This is a genomic window from Rhodococcus sp. NPDC003322 (genome assembly GCF_053589555.1).
The window spans coordinates 327,257-354,248 of the sequence record NZ_JBSFSC010000005.1; the positions used below are offsets into that span (position 1 = coordinate 327,257).

Here is a 26,992-nt window from a genome sequence, read left to right on the forward strand (position 1 = left end):
GCGGACGATGTGGTTCTCGCAGCAGCTCAACCCGACCGTGCCGACGTTCATCGCGCAGTACGTCGAGCTGCACGGCGAAATCGACATCCCGCTGCTGCGGGAGGCCGCCGTCACGGCCGCGCACGAGTTCCAGTCGCCGTTCCTGACCCTCGTCGAGATCGACGGCGAACCCCGCCAGATCGTGGACCCGTCGATCGACTCGAGTGTCGGCTTCTTCGACTTCCGTGGCGAACGGGATCCGATGGCGGCGGCGCACGCCTGGATCGACACCGACTACGTGACGCCGATCCGACTCACCCGAGATCGCCTGGTGGAGATGACGATTCTCCAGGTAGGCGATCGAGATTACCTGTGGTACACCAGAATTCATCATGTCGCACTGGACGGCTACAGCGGCATGACGATGGTCAACCGGATCGCGGCGCTGTACACCGCGGCCGCGAAGGGCGTCGAACCCGACCCGAGTCGGGCGTTGGACCTACGCAAGGTGTACGACCTGGACCTCAAGTACCGTGAGTCGAGCCGCTTCACGGCCGACCGTGAGTACTGGGCCGAACACATCAGGGGTATCGAATCGGGGTCCACCCTCGCCCAGCGTGAGGGCCCGGTTTCCGCCCGCAGCCGGCTCGAGAGCGCCGCCCTGACGCCCGCCGCCCTCGCGCGGCTCGGATCGTCCGACGACCTGTTCGGCGGGACGTCCGCGGCGGTGCTCATCGCGGCGTTCGCCTGCTACCTGTCCAGGATGACCGGTCGGCACGACGTGCTCGTCAACCTGCCGGTGTCCGCGCGCACCACCGCGCCGCTGCAGCGGTCGGGTGGCATGCTCGTCAACGTTGCGCCGCTGAACATCACCGTTGCCGCGGACGACACCGTCGGCTCGCTCGTCCAGCGGGTGCAGCTGGAACTGATGGGCGCACTGCGTCACCAGCGGTGCAGCATCGAGGACATCCGCCGTGACGCCGGACTGACCGGCGCCCGTCAGGGGTTGTCGGGGCCGATGGTCAACGTGATGCTGTTCCGGCAGGAGATCACGCTGGGTTCGGTGGTGGGGGAGTACCACATCGTCACCTCCGGGCCCGTGCAGGACCTGCTGGTGAACATCTACCAGAGTGGGTCTCCCGCCCGTACTCTCGTCGACTTCCGCGGCAACCCGAACCGATACGGGGCCGACGAGCTCCGCGATCACCACGACCGGTTCCTCGCCCTGGCGGAGGAGTTCCTCGCCGCCGGGCAGGACACCCCCGTCGCCGAAGTGCACGGCGAGTCCGCCGCTCTCGGCGAGGAGAACCTGCGCGCGTCCGCCGCGCTCGACTTCTGGCGCGCCGAACTGGCCGGCCTCCCCGCCGAACCCAGCCTGCCCGGCGCTCGTCACGAACGCCGCCAACCCGGTTACACCACAACCGAATTCGAGCTGGATCGCGACCTGTGGGCGAGGGTCCACCCGGTCGCCACCGGCCTCGGGGTGGACGATGCGGCGCTGCTGCACGGCGCGGTCGCGGTGCTGATCGGCCGCCTCACCGGCGCCGACGACTTCGCGATCGCCACGGCCGTCGCGCATGCCGCGGACAAGCCCCCGGACGCCCTCTTCCCGATCCGCACCGCGCTCGACCCCGCCACACCGTTCTCCGACCTCGCCCGCGCCGTGTTCGACCGCGAGCGCCGCGCCGCCGCCCATTCCCGAACGCCGCTGGCCCGCCTCGCCGAATCCCTGACGATTCCCTTCCTCCCCGTCGCGATCTCCGCGCCGGGCATCGATCCCGACTCCCATCCGGGCGGCGCCGACCTCGTCCTGCTGTTCCCCGACGCCGGATCCGGCCGGTCGCCCGCGCTGGTCGTGGACCACGCCAACGACGTGTTCGGTCCGGAGGCCGTCGCCGTCCTGGTCGCCCGCCTCGAACAGGTGCTGACCGCAATCCTCGACCGCCCGGACCTGGCTTGCGGGGACGTGCCGGTGATGTCGCCGACGGAGACGCAGGCCCTGACCCCGGTGTGGGGGCCGCCGCCGGTGCCGCCCCGCACTCTGGACCGCATCCTCGCGGACGCGGTCACCGCGGGACCGGACACGGATGCCGTCGTCGACGGCGACCGCACCCTGACGTACCGGGAGCTCGACTCGCGGTCCGGCCTCCTCGCCGCGCTGCTCGCCGCGCGCGGTATCGGGCCGGACTCCGTTGTGGCCCTGTCGATTGCGCGATCGATCGAATCGGTGACGGCGGTGTGGGCGGTCGCGAAGACGGGCGCCGCGTTCGTCCCTGTCGATCCGAACTATCCGGCGGACCGCATCGAACACATGCTGACCGACTCCGGCGCGGCCTTCGGCCTCACCACGCGGGCCCATCGGCACCAGGTCCCGGACCTCGTCGAGTGGCTCGCCGTCGACGAATTCGACCTGGTGTCGGGCACCGGGTACGTCCCGCTCCACGAGCCGCACCTCGACGACGCCGCCTACCTGATCTACACGTCCGGTTCGACCGGGGTGCCGAAGGGCGTTGTGGTCGGCCACCGCGGTCTGGCGAACTTCGCCGCGGAGATGCGGGAACGCTTCGGGGTCACGCCCCGTGCCCGCACCCTGCACTTCTCGTCGCCCAGCTTCGACGCGTCGATCCTGGAACTGCTGCTTGCCGTCGACGTCGGGGCGACAATGGTGATCGCGCCGCCCGGGATCTTCGGCGGCACCGAACTGGCCGACCTGTTGCGGCGGCAGCGGGTCACGCACGCGTTCGTCACCCCGGCCGCGCTGGCGTCCGTCGACCCGGCGGGGCTCGACGACCTCACCTGCGTGATCACCGGCGGCGACGTGTGCCCGCCGGAACTCGTCCGGCAGTGGGTCGGCACCGCCCCGGAGGACGACACCGGGCGCCGAATGTTCAACGCGTACGGCCCCACCGAGTCCACCGTCGTCGCCGGGATCAGTGCACCGCTGGATCCGCGGCTCCCGGTGACCATCGGCGGCCCGTCCAGGGGCAGCGGCTCGATGGTCCTGGACGACCGCCTGCGCCCGGTCCCGGTGGGCGCGATCGGCGAGCTGTACGTCACCGGCCCCAGCCTGGCACGGGGCTACCGGAACAGGCCCGGGGTGACCGCCGAACGGTTCGTTGCCGACCCGTTCACGGGGGGCCGGATGTACCGGACCGGCGACCTGGTCCGGTGGACCGACGCGGGGGAGCTGGAGTACCTGGGCCGCAGCGACTTCCAGATCAAGATCCGCGGCTTCCGGATCGAGCTCGGCGAGATCGACTCGGTGCTGCGCGCCGATCCGTCGGTCGCGTTCGCGGTCACCACCGGGTACGTCCGGTCGTCCGGGGATGTCGCCCTGGTCGGCTACGTCCTGCCCGTCGACGGGGCCACCGTCCGCGAACCGGAACTGCTGGCCAGGGCCGCCGAGTCGTTGCCGGCGCACATGGTGCCGGCGACAATCGTCGTCCTCGACCGGGTGCCGCTGACCCCGGCGGGCAAGGTGGACCGGAAGGCGCTGCCGCAGCCGCGGTTCGACGCGTCCGCAACCGAGTACCGGGAACCGGGCACCGACACGGAGGCCCGGATCGCGGCGGTGTTCGCCGACGTCCTGACAAACCCCCGCGTCGGTGCCGACGACAGCTTCTTCGATCTCGGCGGCGACTCCCTGATTGCGACGCGGGTGATCGCACGGACCAACGCCGCCCTCGGCACGTCCCTCGGCGTGCTCGACCTGTTCGAGGCGCCGACCGTCGCGATGCTCGCCGACCGTGCCGACGAGGCCGCCTCTGCACTCGCGGCCGGCGCCGGCGCGGCCGTCCCGGTCCCGTCCCGCCCGCCGCTGACGGTTCGTTCCTTCGGTGGTCCGGTTCCGGTGTCGATGGCCCAGCAGCGCATGTGGGTGGTCAACCAGCTCGACACCACCTCGGCGGTCTACAACATCCCGATCGCGGTGCGGCTGTCCGGGGATCTCGACGTGGACGCACTGGCCGCCGCGCTCAGCGACGTGATCGCGCGGCACGAGACGCTGCGCACCGTGTTCCCGAACACTCCCACCGGACCCGTGCAGCGGGTGCTCCCGGCCGCCGAGTCGGCACTCGACCTGACCCCGGTGGATGTCCCCGTCGACCAGTTGCGGCCGCGGGTGCGGGCACTGGCGACGGAGGGCTTCGACGTCACCGCGAGCACCGCGCTGCGCGCCACCCTGCTGCGCATCGAGCCCACCACCCACGTCCTGGTGCTGGTGGTGCACCACATCGCCGCGGACGGGCTGTCGATGGGCCCGCTGGCCCGTGACCTGCTGACCGCCTACGCCGCCCGGGTCGCGGGTGCACCCCCCGCCTGGGCGCCGCTGACCGTGCAGTACTCGGACTACGCGCTGTGGCAACGCGACCTCCTCGGGTCCGCGGACGACCCGGACAGCCTGATGTCCCGGCAGCTGCAGTACTGGACGACGGCCCTCGACGGCGCGCCCGAGGTGCTGGCACTGCCCGCCGACCGGCCGCGACCGGCGCGGGCGTCGATGCGCGGCGGCACCGTCGACGTGACCCTCGAGCCCGATCTGCACCGGCGACTGCTCGATCTCGCCCACGCTCACGGCACCAGCCTGTTCATGGTGCTGCACGCGGCACTGGCGGTGCTGCTGGCCCGGTCGAGCGGCGAATCGGACATCTCGATCGGATCCCCGGTGTCTGGTCGCGGCGAGGCCGGCCTCGACGACCTCGTCGGCATGTTCGTCGGCACCCTGGTGCTGCGGACCCGGATCGATCCCGGCGAACCGTTCGCCACCCTGCTCGACCGGGTCCGGGGCGACGACCTCGCGGCGATGAGCCGTACCGACCTGCCGTTCGAGGTGCTCGTCGACGCCATGCACCCGACCCGGACGACCGCGCACTCCCCGCTGTTCCAGGTGATGCTGGTGCTCCAGGGTGCGGTCGACGCCCATCTCGAACTGCCCGGCGTCACCGCGGACGTCCGGGACGTCGACACCGGAACCGCGAAGTTCGACCTGCAGGTGATCGCCACCGAACACACCGACAAGGCCGGCGACCCCGGCCCGTTGGAAACCCAGTTCGCCTACGCCAGAGACCTTTTCGACCACGCCACGATGTCGGCGATGATCGATCGTTTCGTCCGCGTGCTCGACGAGGTCACGGCCGATCCGGCGGCCCTGGTCGGTGATCTGGCCATCGTCGGGGAGGACGAGCGCCGGCGCGTCGTGCAGGACTGGAACGAGACCTTCGTCCCGCTCGACGGCGACGCCACGCTCACCGGACTGTTCCGTGAGCAGGTGGCCCGCACCCCCGACGCGGTCGCGCTCGTGTCCGGCGACCGGACCTGGACGTACGGCGAGTTCGCGGAACGGGTCGACGCCCTCGCACGGATCCTGATCGCCCGCGGAGTCGGCCCGGAGTCTCGGGTGGCGGTGGCGCTGCGCCGGTCCCCGGAACTGCTGGTCGCCATCTACGCGGTGATCCGGGCCGGTGCCGCCTACGTGCCGCTGGACCCGGATCATCCACCGGCCCGGGTCCGGCACGTCCTCGACAGTGCGGCCCCGGTGTGCGTGCTCAGCTCCGGGGTGCACCGGGCACTGCTGCCCGAGGACATCGACCTACTGGACCTCGACGTGGTCGACCTGTCCGGCTCCGGCGGCGCCCCGCTGCCGCTGCCGCATCCCGATTCGACCGCGTACGTCATCTACACCTCCGGGTCGACCGGCACCCCGAAGGGTGTGGCGGTCACCCACCGCGCCATCGTCAACCGACTGCGGTGGATGCAGGACACCTATCCGCTCGACGGCACCGACGTGGTGCTGCAGAAGACCCCGGCCACGTTCGACGTGTCGGTGTGGGAACTGTTCTGGCCGTTGCAGACCGGGGCGCGGCTGGTCCTCGCCGCCCCGGACGGCCACCGCGATCCGGACTACCTGTCCCGCGTCATCGCCGCCGAGCACGTGACCACCGTCCACTTCGTGCCGTCGATGCTCGCGACTTTCCTGTCCGCCGCCCGCCCCGACGACTGCACGGGGTTGCGCCGGGTGTTCTGCAGCGGCGAGGCGCTGCCCCCGTCCACCGCGGAGACGTTCCGCCGCTTCTGCACCGCCGCGCTGCACAACCTCTATGGCCCGACGGAGGCCGCGGTGGACGTGACCGCCTGGGAGACCTCCGACGCCGACGTCCACACGGTGCCGATCGGTGCCCCGGTGTGGAACACCCGCCTGTACGTGCTGGATTCGCGCCTGCACCCGGTTCCGGTGGGCGTGCGGGGCGAGTTGTACCTCGCGGGCGCGCAGATCGCGCGCGGCTACGTCGGGCGCCCCGATCTGACCGCGGACCGGTTCGTCGCGGACCCGTTCAGCGGCGAACCCGGCAGCCGGATGTACCGCACCGGTGACGTGGTGCGCTGGCTCGAACACCCGAGCCGGGCGCCGGGCCGGCCGAGCATCGGGGCACTGGAGTACGTGGGCCGCAGCGACTTCCAGGTCAAGTTGCGTGGGCAGCGGATCGAGCTCGGCGAGGTCGAGGCCGCGCTGCTGGCGGCTCCGGGCGTCGCACAGGCCGTGGTCGTCACCCATCACGACGACATCACCGGGGATTCGCTGGTCGGGTACGTGATCGGTGCACCGGGCGCCGCGGTGGACCCGGCCGCGGTCCGGACGCACGCGGCCACCGAACTGGCCGCGTACATGGTGCCGGCGCAGATCCTGGTCCTCGACGAGTTCCCGCTCGGCCCGTCCGGCAAGCTCGATCGCCGGGCGCTGCCCGAGCCCGAGTTCCTGGTCGCGTCGGCGGAGTTCGTCGCACCCCGCAACCCGGTGGAGGAGATTCTCTGCTCGATCGTCTCCGACCTGCTCGCGGTGCCCCGCGTCGGCGTGCACGACAACTTCTTCGACCTCGGCGGCAACTCGCTCATCGCGGCTCGGCTGGTGGCCCGCGCCAACGGGGCGCTCGGCGCCCATGTCGGCGTCCGCGAGGTGTTCGACGCGCCGACGGTGGCCACCCTGGCACTGCGCGTCGAGTCTGCGACCGCGGCCGCCGCGGACCGGCCGCCGCTGCGACCGGAGGCGCGCCCCGATCCGATTCCCGTCGCGCTGGCGCAGAAGCGGATGTGGTTCGTCAACCAGTTCGACACCACGTCCCCGGCCTACAACATCGCCATGGCGATCCGTCTGGACGGCAGCCTCGACGTCCCCGCCCTGCAGACGGCGGTGGCGGACGTGCTCGATCGGCACGAGTCCCTGCGCACCAGGTTCCCGCTGGTCGGCGCCGAGCCGACCCAGGACATCCTGCCCACCGCCGCGGTGGCCCCGGACCTGACCCCGGTCCCGATCAGCGAATCCGAACTGCCGGAGCAGATCGCCGCTCTGACCGACACCGGGTTCGACGTCACCACCGCCGCGCCGCTGCGGGCCCGGTTGCTGCGCGTCGCCGGCGACCGGCACGTGCTCGTGATCGTGGTGCACCACATCTGCGCCGACGGCTTCTCGATGGCGCCGCTGGCCCGGGACGTGATGGGCGCGTACGGCGCCCGCACCACCGGGCAGGTCCCACAGTGGGCCCCGCTGCCGGTGCAGTACGCCGATTTCGCGTCGTGGCAGCAGCGGGTCCTCGGCGACCCCGCCGACCCGGAGTCGCTGATGGCGCGGCAACTCGACCACTGGACCACCACGCTCGACGAGTTGCCGGACCTGTTGCCGCTACCGACCGACCGGCCCCGGCCTGCGACCCAGTCCCTGCGCGGTGCCGCGTCGACCTTCGACATCGACGCGGACCTGCATCGGCGGTTGATCGCGATCGCCCGGGACCGCGGCACCACCGTGTTCATGGCGATGCACGCCGTCCTGGCGGTGTTGCTGGCCCGGTCGTCCGGGACCGACGACATCGCGGTCGGCACCCCGATCGCGGGGCGCGGCGAACCCGAACTCGACGACATGGTCGGAATGTTCGTCAACACCCTGGTGCTGCGCACCGAGGTACCCGCGGAGCGCTCGTTCACCGATCTGCTCGCCGCCGTCCGCGACCGCGACCTGGAGGCGTTCCACCAGTCGGATCTGCCGTTCGAGCGGCTGGTCGAGGCCCTCGCCCCGGAACGCAGCACCGCTCACTCGCCGCTGTTCCAGGTGATGTTCGAGTTCCGCAACAACGAACGGCCGCGTCTCGAGCTGCCCGGCCTGACCGTCTCGGCACTGGACCTCGGCGTCGCGACCGCGAACTTCGACCTGCAGCTGACCTGCACGGAACGGTTCCACGGCGACGGCTCCCCAGCCGGCATCGACGCCGGGTTCACCTACGCCGCCGACCTTTTCGACCCCGCGACCATCGACGAGTTCGGGCGGCGGCTGGTGCGCATCCTCGACGCGGTGACCGCCGATCCCGACACGCCCGTCGGCGATGTCGCCGTCCTCGATTCCGACACCGCCCACGCCCTCGCCCCGGTGTGGGGACCCGGTACCGTGCCGCTGCGCACCCTGCCCGAGCTGCTCACCGCGGCCGCGGCGGGCAACCCGGACGGCACCGCCGTCGTCGACGGTCCCGACGCACTGACCTACCGCGACCTCGACGAGTCGTCGAACCGCTTGGCCCGCAGGCTGATCGGCCTCGGCGCCGGGCCCGAGACGGTGGTCGCGGTGGCGGTACCGCGCTCACTGCGCTCCGTCCTCACCGTGTGGGCGGTCGCGAAGACCGGTGCCGCGTTCGTGCCCGTCGATCCGCACTACCCGCAGGACCGGATCCTGCACATGCTCGAGGACTCCGGCGCCGCGTGGACCGTCACCCTCGCCGAACACCGGCACATCGTGCCCGACGGCGTCACCCCCGTCGTCCTCGACGCCCCCGACACGGAGGCGTCGATCGCCGCACTGCCGGGGGACGCGGTGACCGACACCGATCGCACCGGGCCGCTGCTCCTCGACCACTGCGCCTACCTGATCTACACGTCGGGATCCACCGGTGTCCCCAAGGGAGTCATCGTCACTCACCGCGGACTGGCCTGCTTCGCCGAGGACGTGCGGGCGCGCTACGGGGTCACCGCCGCGTCGCGGACCCTGCACTTCTCCTCGCCGAGTTTCGACGCGTCGATCCTGGAACTGTTCTTCGCCGTCGGCGCCGGCGCGACCATGGTGATCGCGCCGGCCGGGATGCTCGGTGGTGACGAACTGACCGAGCTGCTGCGGCGGCAGCGGGTCACGCACGGGTTCGTCACCCCGGCAGCGCTCGCCTCCGTCGACGCGGACGCGCTGCCCGATCTGCGGTGCGTGGTCACCGGCGGCGACACCTGCCCACCGGAGCTGGTCCGCCAGTGGGCGCGACCGGGCCGGTCGATGTACAACGCCTACGGTCCCACCGAGACGACCGTCGTCGCCGCGGTGTCCGGGCCGATGGACGCGGAGCGGCCGGTCACGATCGGGCGACCCCCGCTGGGCAGCGCGGCCGTCGTCCTCGACGACCGCCTCCACCCGGTCCCGGTCGGGGTCACCGGCGAGCTGTACGTGACCGGGCCGTCCGTGACGCGTGGTTACCGGAACCGTCCCGGCACCACCGCGGAACGGTTCGTCGCCGACCCGTTCACCGGCGGCCGCATGTACCGCACCGGCGACCTCGTGCGCTGGACCCTGACGAGCGCAGCGACGGGGGATGGCACACGGACGAGCGCAGCGACGGGGGATGGCACACGGACGAGCGCAGCGACGGGGGATGGCACGCGGACGAGCGCAGCGACGGGGGATGGCACCCTGACGAGCGGAGCGCCGGGGGGCGTCGCGGGGGTGGAGCTGGAGTACCTGGGGCGCAGCGACTTCCAGGTCAAGATCCGCGGCTTCCGGATCGAGCTCGGCGAGATCGAGTCCGCGCTGATGCGCCACGACGCGGTGGCCCGGGCCGTCGTCACCACGCACCAGGACAGTGCCGGCCGAGCCCGGCTGGTCGGTTACGTGGTGCCCCACGTCGGTGCCACCGTCGACAGCGCCGACGTCCTCGCGTTCGCCAACACGCTGCTCGCGCCCCACATGGTGCCCGCCGCGCTGGTGGTGCTCGACGACCTGCCCGTCACCCCGGTCGGCAAGCTCGACCGCAAGGGACTGCCCGAACCGGACTTCACCCCGCGCGCCGGTACCCGGCGCGCCCCCACCGGGCACACCGAGACGGTCCTCGCCGAGCTGTACGCCGAGGTGCTTGGTGTCGGGGAGGTCGGGGTCGACGACTCGTTCTTCGCGCTCGGCGGCGACAGCATCATGTCGATCCAGCTGGTGGCGCGGGCCAAGGAGTCCGGCGTCCACCTGTCCCCGCGGCAGGTGTTCGAGCACCGGACCGTGGCCGCGCTCGCGGCTGTCGCCCAGGCCGGGGACACCGGTCCGCAGGTCCTCGAGGAACTGCCCGGCGGAGGGGTCGGCGACATGCCGGCGACCCCGATCGTGCGCTGGCTGCTCGAGCGCGCCCGCGTCGGGGAGGCCGGTGCGGAACGGCGCTTCGACCGGATGTCGCAGGCCACGCTGCTTCGCGCGCCGCACGATTTGACCTCGCTCGCGCCGCTGGTGGCGACCGTGCAAGCGGTCCTCGACCGGCACGACATGCTTCGGGCGCGGCTGCGGATCGACGGCGCCGCAACATCGGGCGGCACCACCGCCGCCACTGGTGGTGCGGTGATGGAGGTTCGGCCCGTCGGCGCCGTCGACGCCGCCGGGTGTGTCCGGCGGGTCGCGGTCCAGGCGGCGCCGGGCACGCCGGAGTACGCGTCCGAGGCGCTCGACGCACTCGACGCGGCGCAGGACCGCCTCGACCCGCTCGGCGGCATCATGCTGCAGGTGGTTTGGCTCGACTCCACGACCGGGGACGGCCGGTTGCTGGTCGTGGTCCACCACCTGGCGGTCGACGGTGTCTCCTGGCGGGTGCTGGTCCCGGACCTGGCGATCGCCTGGGCGCACGTCGCGGCGGGGCAGACGGCGACGCTGCCCCCGGTCGGCACCTCGATGCGCCGGTGGGCCCATGCCCTCGTCGACGCCGCCGCCGAACGCCGCGACGAGCTCGCGATGTGGCGCGGGATGTCCACCGGCCCGGACCCGCTGCTCGGGTCACGGCCGCTGGACCCCGACGTCGACGTCGAGTCCACCGTGGCGCGACTGACCGTCGAACTGCCCGCCGACGTCAGCGCCGCGATCCTGACCGCCGTCCCCGAGACGTACCGGGGCGGCGTCACCGACGGACTGCTCACCGCACTCGCCATGGCCCTGACCCGGTGGCACCGCGGCCACGGCCGCACCGTCGACGGCGGCACCCTGGTCGCGCTCGAGGGGCACGGTCGCGAGGACCAGATCGTCACGGCACCGGATGCCCGAGGAGTACAGGACGCCCACGAGAGTCGCGCGGATCTGTCGCGGACGGTCGGCTGGTTCACCACGATCCACCCGCTGCGACTGCGCCTGCCCGAGATCGACCTCGACGCCGCGTTCACCGGCGGCGCCGCGACCGGTGCCGCGATCAAGGCCGTCAAGGAGCAGCTGCTCGCGGTCCCCGACAACGGCATCGGCTACGGGTTGCTGCGGTACCTCGACCCGGAGGGCGGCGCGGAACTGGCCGGGCTGCCGGCACCGCAGGTCGCGTTCAACTACCTGGGCCGGTTCGCGACCGACCTCACCGACGAGGGCGCGGAGACGGGCTGGACCCCCACCGCGGACGTGGACATGGAGCGAGCCCAGGACCACGACCTGCCGGTCGCGTCGGCGCTCGACATCAACGCGGTCACCACACAGGTCGACGGCCGGCCGGTGCTGCGGGCCACGTGGGCGTACGCGTCGGGTGTCCTGGACGCCGCGGACGTCCGGGAGATCGCCGGCCTGTGGACCTCGGCGCTGACCGCGCTCGCCGCCCACGTGGACGCGCCCGGCGCGGGCGGGCTGACCCCGTCCGACCTCGATCTGGTGGACCTGAGCCAGACGGCGATCGACGGACTCGAGTCGCGATACCCCGACCTGCAGGACATCTGGTCCCTGTCGCCGTTGCAGTCCGGCCTGCTGTACCACGCCGAGGCGGCCGGCACCCCCGACATGGAGGGGGACAAGCCCGTCGACTCGTACACGGTGCAGTTGACGCTCGAGGTGCGCGGCGCCGACCCGGTGCGGATGCGGCGTGCGGGCCAGGCGCTGCTCGACCGCCACCCGAATCTGCGCACCGCGTTCGCCGCCGACGACACCGGCCGCGCGCTGCAGATCGTGCACCGCCACGTCGAGCTGCCCTGGACCGAAGTCGACCTCACCGGACTGCCCGCCGCGGACCGCGGCCGGGCCCTGGACCGGCTGATGGCGGAGGATCGGGCCCGCGGATTCGAGATGGACACCGCGCCGTTGCTGCGGATGACGGCGATCCGCACCGGGCCGGACGAACAGCGCATCGTGCTGACGAATCACCACATCCTGCTCGACGGCTGGTCGATGCCCCTGGTCCTGCGGGATCTGCTGACCCTGTACGCGACCGACGGCGAGGACGACATCCTGCCGCCGGTGCGGCCGTACCGCGACTACCTCGGCTGGATGGCGCGGCGCCCGGTCGAGGAGTCATTGCACGAATGGCAGCGGGCACTGGCCGGGGCGACGGACGCCACCCTGCTCGGTCACGGTCGACCGACCGGGCCGACCTCGCACGAGGTGCGGGTCGCCCTCGACACCGACATCGCGGACGCGTTGCGGACACTGGCCCGTGGCCGCGGCACCACCATTTCCACCATGATCCGCGCGGCATGGGGAATCCTGTTGGGGGAGTTGACCGGTCGCGACGACGTGACGTTCGGTGGCACCGTGGCCGGACGTCCCCCGCAGGTGCCGGGCATCGAGACGATGGTCGGGCTGTTCATCAACACGCTGCCGGTGCGGGTGACCCTGGACCCGCACGAGACGCTTCTCGACCTCCTCGTCCGGTTGCAGTCTGAGCAGGCGACGCTGCTCGACCACCAACACGTCGGCCTCTCCGACATCCAGGCCGGCGCCGGCGCCGGCGCCGTGTTCGACACCCTGACCGTGTTCGAGTCCTATCCGATCGACCGGGACGCGCTGACCGCGGACACCGACATCGCGGGGATGCACGTCACCGGCGTCCACGACAACGCGAACACCGCGCACTACCCGCTGGCGTTGGTCGTCACCGACGACGACACCCTCACTCTGAAGCTGGAGTACTTCCCGGAACTGTTCGACCGGGAGCAGGTCGAACGGTTCGGGCACCGCATGGCCCTCGTGCTGACCGCCCTCGCCGAGACCCCGGATCTGCCGCTGTCCCGGCTGCGTCTGCTCGCCGACCGGGAGCACACCGACCTGGTCCCCGCCCGGGGCCTCCCGGCCGATCACCGGCGAACACTCCCGCAGATCCTCTCGGACGCGGCCGCGCAGGACCCGGACGCGGTCGCGCTCATCGCGCCGCCGGCCGATCCCGCGACCGGCGACCGCTCGGTCACCTACCGGGAGCTCGACGAGACGTCGAACCGGTTGGCGCGGCTGCTGATCGCCCGCGGCGCCGGACCCGACACCTCCGTCGCGCTGTGCCTGGCCCGCTCGGTGGAGTCGGTGACCGCGATGTGGGCGATCGCCAAGTCCGGGGCCGCGTTCATGCCGGCCGATCCGAACTACCCACCCGAGCGGGTCGCGCACATGCTCGCCGATTCCGGTGCGGTACTCGGCATCACGGACGCGGCGACCGTGGACCGGCTGCCCGACCAGGTGATCTGGCTGGTCCTCGACGGACCGGACGCCGCCGATCTGCTCGCCTCCGTCTCCGCGGCACCGGTCAGCGACGCCGACCGCCGGGCGCCCCTGCGCCTCGACCACGCCTCCTACGTGATCTACACGTCCGGATCGACGGGCACCCCCAAGGGGGTGGTGGTCCCGCACCGCGGCCTCGACAACTTCACCCACGAACTGCAGCAGCGGATGCGCGCGACTCCCGGCAGCCGCACCATGCACTTCGCGTCCCCGAGTTTCGACGGCGCGGTCTACGACTACCTGCTCGCCTTCGGTCCCGGCGCCACGATGGTGATCGTCCCGCCGACCGTGTACGGCGGAATCGAACTCGCCGACATGATCGCCCGCCAGCACGTCACCCACTCGTACGTGAACGTCGCCGGCCTGGAGACCGTCGACCCGACCGGCCTGGACGAGTTCACGACCGTGATGGTCGGCGGCGAGGCCTGCCCACCGGAACTGGCCGCCAAGTGGGCCGCGTTGGACAGCCGCCGGTTCTTCGACGGTTACGGGCCGACCGAGGCGACGATCATGGCCGACATGAGCGAGCCGCTGGTTGCGGGGGAGCCGGTCGGGATCGGGGGGCCCGTGCTCGGGGTCTCAGAGGTGGTGCTCGGCACCCGGCTGCAGCCGGTCCCGCTCGGGGTACCCGGTGAGCTGTACCTGTGCGGTCCCGGCCTGGCCCGCGGCTACCACGATCGTCCCGGCTTCACCGCGGGCCGGTTCGTCGCCAACCCGTACGGCGAGCCCGGGGAGCGGATGTACCGGACCGGGGATCTGGTGCGGTGGACGGAGCACACGAGCACGACGACCGGCGCGACCACGCTCGAGCTCGACTACCTGGGCCGCGCCGACTTCCAGGTCAAGATCCGCGGCTTCCGCATCGAGCTCGGCGAGATCGACTCCGCCGTCGCCGCCCACCCGGATGTCGACTTCGCGGTGACCCTCGCCCGCAGGACGGGCGAGGACACCCATCTCGCCACCTACGTGACGACCCCCGGGCCGCGACCGGCGGCGAGCGAGATCCGTGAGTTCGTCCGGGGCCGCCTGCCCGCACACATGGTCCCCGAGTCCGTGACCTTCCTCGACGAGATCCCGCTGACCCCGGTCGGCAAACTGGACCGCTCGGCGCTCCCGGAGCCCGAGTTCGTTTCGGCACAGTATGTTCCGCCGTCGAATCCGATCGAACAGACCGTCGCGGACGTCTACGCCGACGTCCTCGGCCTGGAGCGGGTCGGCGCCGAGGACGACTTCTTCGACCTCGGCGGCAACTCGCTGATCGCGACCAGGGTCGCCGCCCGGCTCGGTGCCACCCTCGGCGCGACCGTCGGGGTGCGCGCCCTGTTCGAGGCACGGACGGTGCGGGAGGTCGCACAGCTGGTCGCCGACACCGGCACCGGACCGGACCGGCCGCCCCTGGTCGCCGGCCCGCGCCCGGCGCGGCTGCCGCTCTCGCCGGCCCAACAGCGGATGTGGTTCCTCAACCAGTTCGACACCGCGTCGCCGGCCTACAACATCCCCCTCGCGGTGCGCCTGAGCGGCGACCTCGACGTCGATGCGCTGGCCGCCGCGCTCCGTGACGTGCAGACCAGGCACGAGTCGCTGCGCACCGTGTTCCCGCTCGGTGCGGACCGGGAACCGGAGCAGGTGGTCCTGACCGCGGACGAGTCGACCAGCCTGTCGGTCGAGACCGTCTCCGAGGCCGAGTTGCCCACCCGCCTCGCGGAATTCGTCGGCGCGGGATTCGACGTCACCGCCGGGGTCCCGATCCGGGTGTCGTTGCTCCGGCTGTCGCCGACCGAGCACGTCCTGGCGATCGTCGTGCACCACATCTGCGCGGACGGCTTCTCGATGGCGCCGCTGGCCCGGGACGTGATGGCCGCCTACGCCGCGCGCGCGGCGGGGGTCGCACCGGACCGGGAGCCGCTGGCCGTCCAGTTCGCGGACTTCGCACTGTGGCAGCGGGGCCTGCTCGGCGACCCCGCCGATCCGGCCTCCCGACACGCCACCCAACTCGACTTCTGGTCGAACGAGCTCGCCGGCCTCCCGGAGGTCCTGGCGCTGCCCACGGATCGGCCGCGTCCCGCCGAGCGCACCCTGCGCGGCGGGCGGATCCCGCTGACCGTGGACGCCGACACGCACCGGGCGCTCGCCGCCCTCGCCCGCACCCGCGGCGCGACGATGTTCATGACGATGCACGCGGCGCTCGCGGTGCTGCTGGCGAAGACCACCGGATCCGAGGACCTCGCGATCGGCACCCCGGTCGCCGGGCGCGGCGACGCCGCGCTGGACGAGATGGTCGGCATGTTCGTCGGGACACTGGTGTTGCGCAGCCCGGTCCCGCCGGAACGGTCGTTCCGGGATCTGATCGGCGACGTGCGGGCCCGGGACGTGGCCGCGTTCGAGCACACCGACCTGCCCTTCGAGGTGCTCGTCGACGCCCTCGCCCCGGACCGGTCGACCAGTCACACCCCGCTGTTCCAGGTCCTGATCGAGTTCCAGAACAACGAACTGCCGACCCTCACGCTGCCCGGCCTGACGGTCACCGCGCTCGAACCGGATCTGCCGGTGGCGAAGTTCGACCTGCAGTTGACCCTCGCCGAGACGTTCGCCGACGACGGCACCCCGGCGGGGATGACCGGTGCCCTGACCTACGCCACCGACGTCTTCGACAGCGGCACCGCCGCGACCCTCGCCGCCCGTTTCGAGCGCTTGTTGACGGCGGTCAACAGTCACCCGGATCGGCCGATCGGCGACCTCGACCTGTGCACCGCGGCCGAACACGCGGCGATCGACACCGAGTGGAATCTCCCCGGCCGGCGCGCCCCGCAGACCACACTGGCGGACGCGTTCGCGTCCGCGGTCGCCACGTACCCCGATTCGACCGCGGTCACCTTCGCGGACACCACCCTCACGTACGCGGAACTCGACGCCCGCGCCAACCGGCTCGCCCGCCTGCTGACCGAGCGCGGCGCGGGACCGGAACGGCTTGTCGCGGTCGCGCTTCCGCGTACCACCGACCTGGTCGTAGCGCTGCTCGCGGTGATCAAGTCCGGCGCCGGATACCTGCCGCTCGACGTCAGCTACCCACCCGACCGGCTGGCGTTCATGCTCGCCGACGCCGACCCCGTGTGCACGCTGTCGGTGTCCGCGGACGTCGCGCGACTGCCCGACAGCGATGTCCCGACGGTGCTGCTCGACGCCCCGGACGTCGCGGCCCGGCTGGCCGCGATGTCGCCCGCACCCGTCACCGACGCCGACCGCGCCGCGCCACTCGACCCGGCCGCGATCGCGTACGTCATCTACACCTCCGGCTCGACCGGGCGCCCCAAGGGCGTGCTCGTCCCGCACCGTTCCGTACTGACCCTGATCGAGAACACCCGCGACAGCTTCGACTTCGGACCGGCGGACGTGTGGACCATGTTCCACTCCTATGCCTTCGACTTCTCGGTCTGGGAACTGTGGGGGCCGCTGCTGCACGGTGGCCGGCTCGTCGTCGTCGACCACGACACGGCCCGATCCCCGCAGCAGTTCCTGCGCCTGCTCGAACGGGAACAGGTCACCGTCCTGAACCAGACCCCGACCGCGTTCTACCAACTGGCCGAGGCGGACCGCGAGGCCGGCGGCGCGGACCTGCTTGCGGCACTGCGGTACGTGATCTTCGGCGGGGAGGCCCTCGACTTCGCGCAGCTCGGGCGCTGGTACACCCGCCACGGCGGGGCGAGCGAAGCGACGGGGAATCTCACTGCAGGACCCGAACTGGTGAACATGTACGGGATCACCGAGACCACCGTGCACGTCACCCGGCTGCCGCTGACTCCGGAACTGGCCGCGACGTCGTCGGCGAGCGTGGTGGGCCGCGCGATCCCGGGTCTGCGGGTGTCGATTCTGGACCGCCGCCTGCGTCCGGTTCCACCGGGCGTGGTCGGGGAGATGTACGTCGCGGGCGACCAGGTCACCCGCGGCTACCTCGGCCGCCCGGACCTGACTACGGCCCGGTTCGTCGCCGACCCGTCCGGCGCGCCGGGCGCACGGATGTACCGCACCGGCGACCTGGCCCGCTGGGACCACACCGGGCACCTCGAATACCTCGGTCGCTCGGACATGCAGGTCAAGATCCGCGGCTTCCGCATCGAACTCGGCGAGATCGAGTCCGAGATGCTCGGCTTCCCCGGCGTCGCGGCCGCCGTCGCCACCGTCCACGACGACGGCGCCGGCCGGACGCGCCTGGTCGGCTACCTGGTCCGCGAGCCCGGCGTCGAGGTGGACCGGGGACGGCTGCGCGAGCACCTCGCCGCCGAACTCGCCTCGCACATGGTGCCGGCCGCGTTTGTCGACCTGGACCGGCTGCCGTTGACCGCGAACGGGAAGCTGGACCGGAAGGCGTTGCCGGAGCCGGACTTCGGGGCCCTCGCCGGTGCGGGCCGGGACCCGGCGAGCGAGGCCGAGGCACAACTCGCCGGGCTGTTCGCCGAGGTGCTCGGGCTCGACACCGTCGGCGGTGCCGACTCATCCCGCACCGTGGGCGTCGACGACTCGTTCTTCGCGCTCGGCGGCGACAGCATCATGTCGATCCAACTGGTCGCCCGGGCGAAGGACGCAGGCCTGACGCTCACCCCGCGGCAGGTGTTCGAGCACAAGACCGTCGCCGCGCTCGCGGAGATAGCGGAGGAGTCCACCGGCGAGGAAGTGCCGGTCCTCGAAGAACTGCCCGGCGGCGGGGTCGGCTCCTTCCCGGCCACCCCGATCGTGCGGTGGCTGCTCGACCGGGCCGGTGCGGGCGATCTGGGCCGGTACACGCAGTCGGCGCTGCTGACCCTGCCGGCGGGCGCCACCCGCGAGCATCTCGAACGCACCCTCCGCGCCGTGCTGGATCGGCACGACATGCTCCGGGCCCGGCTCGACCGCGCGACCGCGACGATGACGGTCGCCGCACCCGGGTCCGTGAGGCCGGCTCTGACCCGGGTGCCCGTCGACTCCGTGAGCGGTGCCGCTTTCGAGCGGATCGCCGCTGCGGAGCTCGCCGACGCAGCAGGCAGGCTCGACCCGGAAGCCGGGATCATGCTGCAGGCGGTGTGGTTCGACCCGGTCGGCGGGTCGGACCACACCAGGTCCGGCCGGTTGCTGCTGGTGGTGCATCACCTGGCGGTCGACGGGGTGTCGTGGCGGGTGCTGGTGCCGGACCTGGCGATCGCGTGGTCCCGAATCGTGCAGGACACCGAACCCGCGCTCGCACCCGTCGGAACGTCGATGCGCAGGTGGTCGCGCGCGCTCGCCGACACCGACCGCACCTCCGAGCTCGGGTACTGGACCTCGGTGCTCGCCGGACCTGATCCGGTGCTCGGCACCCGGGCCCTCGACCCCACGGTCGATGTCAACGCGACCGTGGAGCGGGTGCGGGTGGAGGTGCCTGCAGATGTCACCGAGGCGCTCCTCACCGCGGTGCCGGAGTCCTTCCACGGCAGCGTCAACGACGGACTGCTGACCGCGCTGGCGCTCGCGTTGACCCGGTGGCGGGCCGATCGCGGCGAGTTCCACACCGACGCGCTGATCAACGTGGAGGGGCACGGCCGCGAGGAAACCGGCGTCGGCGGTGCCGACCAGCCCGGAGCGGGCGGTGCCGCCCGGGCCGATCTGGCCCGCACGGTCGGCTGGTTCACCACCATCTACCCGGTGCGGCTCGACCTGGAGGGGGTGGACCTCGACGAGGCGTTCGACTCCGGTCCGGCCACCGGAGCCGCGATCAAGGCCGTCAAGGAGCAGTTGCTGGCGGTCCCGGACCACGGCATCGGGTTCGGGCTGCTGCGGTACCCCGCGGACGGGAAGAGCGCACTCACCGACGCCCGCACCCCGCAGGTCTCCTTCAACTATCTCGGCCGCCTCGGAGGCACGGTCACCGACACCGACGCCGGCTGGGTGCCCGTCGCCGACGTCGACCTCGACGACCGGCCGAGCCCCGACCTGCCGGTCGCGGCCGTCCTCGACGTCAACGCCGTCACCCTCGCCGGTGCCGACGGGTCGCGGCTGCAGGCGACCTGGGAGTTCCCGACCGGGGTGCTGTCGGCGGAGGAGGTCACGCTGCTCGCGGAACTGTGGGTGGAGGCGTTGACCGCCGTCGCCCGGCACGCCGCCGACCCGGCTGCCGGGGGTCTCACCCCGTCCGACGTGGACCTCGTCGACCTCGACCAGCGGGCCATCGACCGCCTCGAGGCCCGCTACCCGGACCTGTCCGAGATCTGGTCGCTCGGTCCGCTGCAGTCGGGGCTGCTGTTCCAGGCCCGCGTCACCGAGCACGCCGTCGATCCGTACGTGGTGCAGTTGACGCTGGACCTGCGTGGCGTCGTCGACGCCGACCGGCTGCGCCGCGCCGGCCAGGCACTGCTGGACCGGCATCCGAACCTGCGGGCCGCGTTCGCGGCGGATCCGGACGGCACCGCCGTGCAGGTGGTGCCCGCCCACGCGGTCCTGCCGTGGACCGAGACGGATCTGACCGGATGGGACCGCGGCGTCGCCGAGGCCGAATTCACCCGGATCCTCGACGCGGACCGGACCGCCGGCTTCGACATGACCGTCCCGCCGCTGCTTCGGTTGCTGCTGGTGACGATCGCACCGGGGGAGTACCGCCTGGTGCTCACCAACCACCACATCCTGCTCGACGGCTGGTCCACGCCGCTGATCCTGCGGGACCTGCTCACCCTGTACGCCACCGACGCCGATGCGTCGAACCTGCCGCGGGTGCGGCCGTACCGCGACTACCTGCACTGGCTGGCCGGACGTGACGGCGCCGCCTCGACGGACGTGTGGCGCGACCGCCTCGGCGACCTGGGGGAGCCGACGCTCCTGGCCCCGATCTCACCCGGGCAGCCGGCGCCCGCCGGGTCCCGCGAGTACGCGGTGTCGCTGACCTCCGAGGACACCGCCCGCCTGCGCGCGCTGGCCCGCGGCCGCGGCGTCACCGTCAACACCGTCGTGCAGGCCGCGTGGGGTGTCGTCCTCGGCGCGCTGACCGGCCGCGACGACGTGGTGTTCGGTGCCACCGTCTCCGGGCGTCCGCCGCAGATCCCCGGCATCGAGGAGATGGTGGGCCTGTTCATCACGACCATCCCGGTCCGGGTCACCCTCGACCCGCACGAATCCCTCGGCGAGCTCCTCGACCGGCTCCAGGTCGAACAGGCGAGCCTGCTCGACCACCACCTCCTCGGCCTGCCGGCCATCCAGCAGGCCGCCGGACCCGGATCGGTGTTCGACACCCTCACGGTGTTCGAGTCCTATCCCGTCGACCGGGCCGGGTTGAGCGAGGACACCGACATCGCGGGGATGCGGGTGGCAGCGGTCGGCGGCCGCGACTCCGCGCACTATCCGCTGGCGCTGGTCGCGTCGGAGGCGACCTCCCGGACGGGCGAGGAGTCGCTGCACCTGAAGTACGAGTACTCGGACGCCTTCGGTCGCGGCGAGATCGCCGTCATCGCCGATCGCGTGCACCGCGTGCTTCGCCTGCTGTCCACGAGCCCCGAGACCCGCGTCGCACAGGCCCACGCCCTCGACGCCACCGAACTGGCCGAACTGCTGCCGGTGGCCGGGCCCGCCGGACGGTCCCTGCGGACGCTGCCCCAGATCCTCACCGACGCAGCGGCACTCGATCCCGACGCGGTCGCGCTGAGCGCGGAGGGCCACGAGGTCCGCTACCGCGAGCTCGACGAACGCTCGAACCGGTTGGCCCGGGTCCTGATCGGGCTCGGCGCCGGACCGGAGACGTTCGTCGCGGTGGGTGTCGCCCGGTCGCTGTCGTCGGTGCTGTGCATGTGGGCGGTCGCCAAGACCGGTGCCGCGTTCGTCCCGGTGGACCCGAACTATCCGCCGGAGCGCATCACCCACATGCTCACGGACTCCGGTGCCACCGTCGGCCTGGCGCTGAACGCCCACCGCGGGACGCTGCCCGACTCGGTGCCCTGGTTGTACCTCGACGCCCCCGCCTTCGCGGACCGGTGCGCCGCCGAATCCGCCGAGCCCATCACCGACGCCGACCGGCTCGCCCCGATCGAACTGACCAACGCCGCCTACCTGGTGTACACGTCCGGGTCGACCGGCACCCCCAAGGGTGTCGTCGTCACCCACACCGGCCTGGACAACTTCGCGCGCGACCAGCTCGACCGGTTCGCCGCCGCACCCGGTTCCCGGACGCTGCACTTCTCCACACCCAGCTTCGACGGCGCGGTGTTCGAGTACCTGCAGGCGTTCGGGGCGGGCGCGACGATGGTGCTGGCACCGCCGACCGTCTACGGCGGAACCGAACTCGCGCAGCTGATCAAGTCCGAACGCATCACCCACGCCTTCGTCACCACGGCGGCGCTGGCCACCGTCGATCCCGGCGGGCTGGACGAGTTCCAGGACGTGGTGTTCGGCGGCGAGGCGTGCCCGCCGGACCTCGTCACCCGGTGGGCGCCCGGCCGGCTGCTGCACAACGCGTACGGACCGACCGAGACGACGGTGATGACGAACATCAGCGCGCCGATGACGCCGGACCGGCCGATCAGCCTCGGCGGCCCGATCCGCGGCGTCCAGGAACTGGTGCTCGGATCCCACCTGCAGCCGGTGCCCGTCGGCGCGCCCGGCGAGCTGTACATCTGCGGTGTCGGGTTGGCGCGCGGCTACCACAACCGCCCCGGTTTCACCGCCGGCCGCTTCGTCGCCAACCCGTACGCGCCGGGCGAGCGGATGTACCGGACCGGCGACATCGTCCGCTGGACCCGCACCGTCGGAACCGGCGAATACACGGTCGAGTATCTGGGACGCAGCGACTTCCAGGTCAAGATCCGCGGCTTCCGCATCGAACTCGGCGAGATCGACGCCGCGATCATGGCCCAGCCCGGCGTCGGGTTCGCCGTGACCGTCGCCGTTGACGGACCGTCCGGGGACACCGCGCTCGCCAGCTACGTCCTGCCCGCGACGGGGCATCGCCTCGATCCCGCCGAACTCACCGCGGGCCTGGCGCACCGGCTGCCGACACACATGGTGCCCGCGGCCGTCACCATCCTCGACGAGATCCCCCTGACCCCGGTCGGAAAGCTCGATCGCGCGGCACTGCCGAGCCCGCGGTTCGCCGGCCGCGGCGGCCGGTTCACCGCCCCGACGACCGCACTGGAACGGACCGTCGCGGACGTGTTCGCGGAGGTGCTCGGCCTCGACCGGATCGGCATCGACGACGACTTCTTCGAGGTGGGCGGAAACTCGCTGGTCGCAACGCGGGTCACCGCCCGGCTCGCCGCCGCGCTCGGCACCACCGTCGGGGTGCGGGCGCTGTTCGAGGCGCCGACGGTGCGGGCCCTCGCGGCGCGGATCGACGACTCGGAGCACGACCGGGGCCGCCCCGCACTGACCGCCGGACCGCGGCCGGAGCGGATCCCGATCTCCCTCGCGCAGCAGCGGATGTGGTTCCTCAACCAGTTCGACACCACCTCGCCGGCCTACAACATTCCCCTCGCGGTCCGCTTGACCGGAGACCTCGACGTCGCCGCGCTGCGCGGCGCGGTCGCCGACGTCCTGGACCGCCACGAATCGCTGCGCACGATGTTCCCGGTCGTCGACGGGGAGCCCACGCAGCGGATCGTCCGCACCGCGGACGCGTTGACCGAGTTCGTGGAGACCGAGACCACGGCTGGCGAATTGCCCTCCCGGATAACCGACTTCGCGTCGCGCGGTTTCGACGTGAGCGCCGGCGTCCCGATCCGCGCCGCCCTGTACGCACTCGCGCCGGACGACCACGCCCTCGTCGTGGTCGTCCACCACATCAGCGCGGACGGCGCCTCCCTCGCCACGCTGGCCCGCGACGTGATGGCCGCCTACCTGGCCCGCAGCGCGGGGCAGGCCCCGCAGTGGACGCCGCTGCCCGCGCAGTACGCCGACTTCACGCTGTGGCAGCACCGCGTCCTCGGCTCCGACGACGACGAGCAGTCGCTGATCAGCAGGCAGTGGCAGTTCTGGCGGGACGCGCTTGCCGGCCTGCCCGACGTCCTCGCCCTGCCCACCGACCGGCCCCGACCCCTGCAGCAGACGATGCGGGGCGACCGCGTCGAGTTCACCGTCCCCGCCGACCTGCACCGCGCCGTCGCCGACCTGGCCCGCGGGGAGGGCGCCTCCGTCTTCATGGCGGTCCACGCCGCCTACGCGCTGATGCTGGCCCGCCTCGGCGACACCGACGACATCGCGATCGGCACCCCGATCGCCGGTCGCGGGGACGCCGCGCTCGACGAGATGATCGGCATGTTCGTCGGCACCCTGGTGCTGCGCACCCGGATCGACGCCGCGGAGTCGTTCACCGAGTTCCTCGGCAGGGTCCGGGAATTCGACCTCGACGCGTTCGCGCACGCGGATCTGCCGTTCGAGTTGCTGGTCGAGAAGCTGAATCCGCCGCGGTCCACCTCGTACTCGCCGCTGTTCCAGGTCTCCCTCGAGTTCCAGAACACCGAGACCCCGCACCTGGAGCTGCCCGGCCTGGCGGCCGAGGCGATGGACCTGTCGACCCGCGTCGCGAAGGAGGACCTCGAACTCGTCCTCGCTGAACGCTTCGACGACGAGCAGAACCCGGCCGGGATGAGCGGGGCCTTCGATTTCGCCACCGACCTGTTCGACGCGGACACCGTGCGGGCGCTCGCGGACCGGTTCCTGCGGATCCTGCGCGCGGTGACCGCCGACCCGTCCGGTGCCGTCGGCGACATCGGCATCCTCGGTGCCGTCGAACTCGCCGAATACGCACCGGCGCAGGGCCCCGAAGGAGCCGCCCCCCAGCTGTGGCCGGACCTGCTCACCGCGGCCGCCGCCGTCGACCCCGAGTCGGTCGCCCTGACCTTCCGGGATCGCCGGGTGACCTATCGGGAGCTCGACGACATGTCCAACCGCCTCGCCCGCGCGCTGACCGCCCGGGGTGTCGGACCGGAAACCTTTGTCGCGCTGGGGATGTCCCGGTCGCTCGAGGAGATCGCCGCGATCTGGGCGGTCGCCAAGGCCGGCGCCGGGTTCGTCCCCGTCGACCCGACCTACCCGAGCGACCGCATCGACTACATGCTCCGGGACTCCGAGGCGGTGCTCGGCCTGACCGTCACCGACCGCCGCGATGCTCTCCCGGACACGGTGCCGTGGCTGGTCCTCGACGACCTGGAGGAGGAGCTGGCGGCCACGTCCGCCGCCCCGATCACCGACGCCGACCGCATCTCGCCCCTGCACCTGGCGCATCCGGCGTACCTGATCTACACCTCCGGGTCCACCGGTCTGCCGAAGGGCGTGATCATCACCCACCGCGGCATCGCGAACCTCACCGCCGAGGAGTACGACCGCTTCAAGGTCAGCCCGCAGTCGCGGGTCTCGCACCTGGCGTCCCCGAGCTTCGACGCCTCGGTCTTCGAGCTGATGATGGCGTTCAGCGCCGGCGCCCGCGTCGTGATCGTGCCGCCCACCATCTACGGCGGCACCGAACTCGCCGACCTGCTGCGACGCGAACGGGTCACCCACGCCTTCATCACCCCGACCGCGCTGTCGTCGATGGACGACACCGGTCTCGACGAGCTGAAGGTGCTCGCCGTCGCCGGTGAGGCATGCCCGCCCGAGCTGGTCGCCAAGTGGGCGCGCGGCCGCAGCATGTTCAACGGCTACGGCCCCACCGAAACCACCATCCAGGCCAGCGTCAGCGACCCGATGAGCGCCGACGAGGCCGTCAACATCGGCAGGCCCGCGATCGGATTCGAGGAGATGATCCTCGACACCCGACTCCACCCGGTCCCGGTCGGCGTCCCGGGCGAGCTGTACATCTCGGGACCGGGCCTGGCCCGCGGCTACCATCACCGCCCCGGGCTGACCGCAGGCCGCTTCGTCGCGAACCCGTTCGGCGAGCCCGGCTCCGAGATGTACCGCACCGGCGACATCGTCCGTTGGCGGACCACCACCGACGGGCCGGCCACCGTGGAGTATGTCGGCCGCAGCGACTTCCAGGTCAAGGTCCGCGGCTTCCGCATCGAACTCGGCGAGATCGACGCCGTGCTGGCCGGACACCCGGCGATCGGCTTCGCCGCGACCATCGGCTACACCGGACCGTCGGGGGCGACACTGCTCGCCGCCTACGTCGTCGGCGCCGACGGCATGCGGCCCGACCCGGGCGAGCTGCGCGCGTACGTGGCGGCCCGGCTGCCCGCGCACATGGTGCCCGCCGCGGTCACCGTCCTCGATTCCGTGCCGATGACCCCGGTCGGCAAACTTGACCGCCGGGCTCTGCCCGCTCCCGAGTTCGGTTCCCGCGCCGACCTGTACCAGCCGCCGCGCACCCCGACCGAACGCACCGTCACCGACGTGTTCGAGAAGGTCCTCGGCGTCGACCGGGTCGGGGTCGCCGACAGCTTCTTCGACCTCGGCGGCAACTCGATCGTCGCGACCCGCCTGGTCGGCGAGATCGCGTCCCGCCTCGACCGGAGGCTGCCGCTGCAGGCGGTGTTCCTCGACCCGACACCCCGCGGAATCGCCCTGGCCATCGACGAACCCGGCGGCGCGGCCCCCGTCGACCAGGCGCTGAGCGTGCTGATCCCGCTGCGCACCCAGGGCAGTAGGTCGCCGCTGTTCTGCATCCACCCCGGGATCGGGCTGTCGTGGGGCTACGCCGGTCTGGTGCGGCACCTGTCGGGTGACCGGCCCGCGTACGGCCTGCAGCTGCCCGTCATCAGCGGGGGCCCGCACTTCACCTCCGTCACCGAACTCGCGCAGCGGTACGTGCAGGAGATGCAGTCGGTGCAGGCGCACGGGCCGTACCACCTGCTCGGCTGGTCGCTCGGCGGCGTCATCGCCCACGCCGTCGCCGTCGAACTGCGCTCGCGCGGGGAAGAGGTCGCGACGCTGGCGATCATGGACAGCTACGTCGGCCTCGACGACGGCACCCCCGACACCCTCACGGTCGGGGAGCTGCTGCACGGGCTCGGTCTCGACCTACCCGCCGGCGACGGCGACACCCTCACCTACGAACGCGCCGTCGAACTGCTCGACGAATCGTTCGGGCAGAGCACCGGTTTGACCGCCGAGCACCTGCAGCGGATCAGTGCCGGGTTCACCGACTCGGCCCACATCATGCGCACCTTCAGCCCCGACGTCTTCGACGGCGACCTGCTGTTCTTCCGCGCGGCACGCTCCGCGGACGACGACCACTCGCCCGCGGAGTGGCGCGACGCCGTCACCGGCGGCATCCGGGAGATCGAGATCGACTGCGAACACAACCAGATGATCGAACCCGAGGTCCTCGCCGTCGTCGGCCCGGTGCTCGACGAGTACCTGACCAGCCACTGA

The 26,992-nt window shown here is 72.2% G+C and carries 1 protein-coding gene; it reads left to right on the top strand.

Features of this window, described 5'->3' with window-relative positions; genetic code table 11:
* The first annotated feature begins 7 nt into the window (after positions 1-7).
* Complete coding sequence (locus ACWDUM_RS20880) at positions 8-26,992, top strand: non-ribosomal peptide synthase/polyketide synthase (protein ID WP_450135416.1); 26,985 nt, start codon at positions 8-10, stop codon at positions 26,990-26,992.

Coding starts and splice junctions, on each gene's coding strand:
- ACWDUM_RS20880 (WP_450135416.1), top strand. CDS start 8: ATGTGGTTCTCGCAGCAGCTCAACCCGACCGTGCCGACGTTCATCGCG.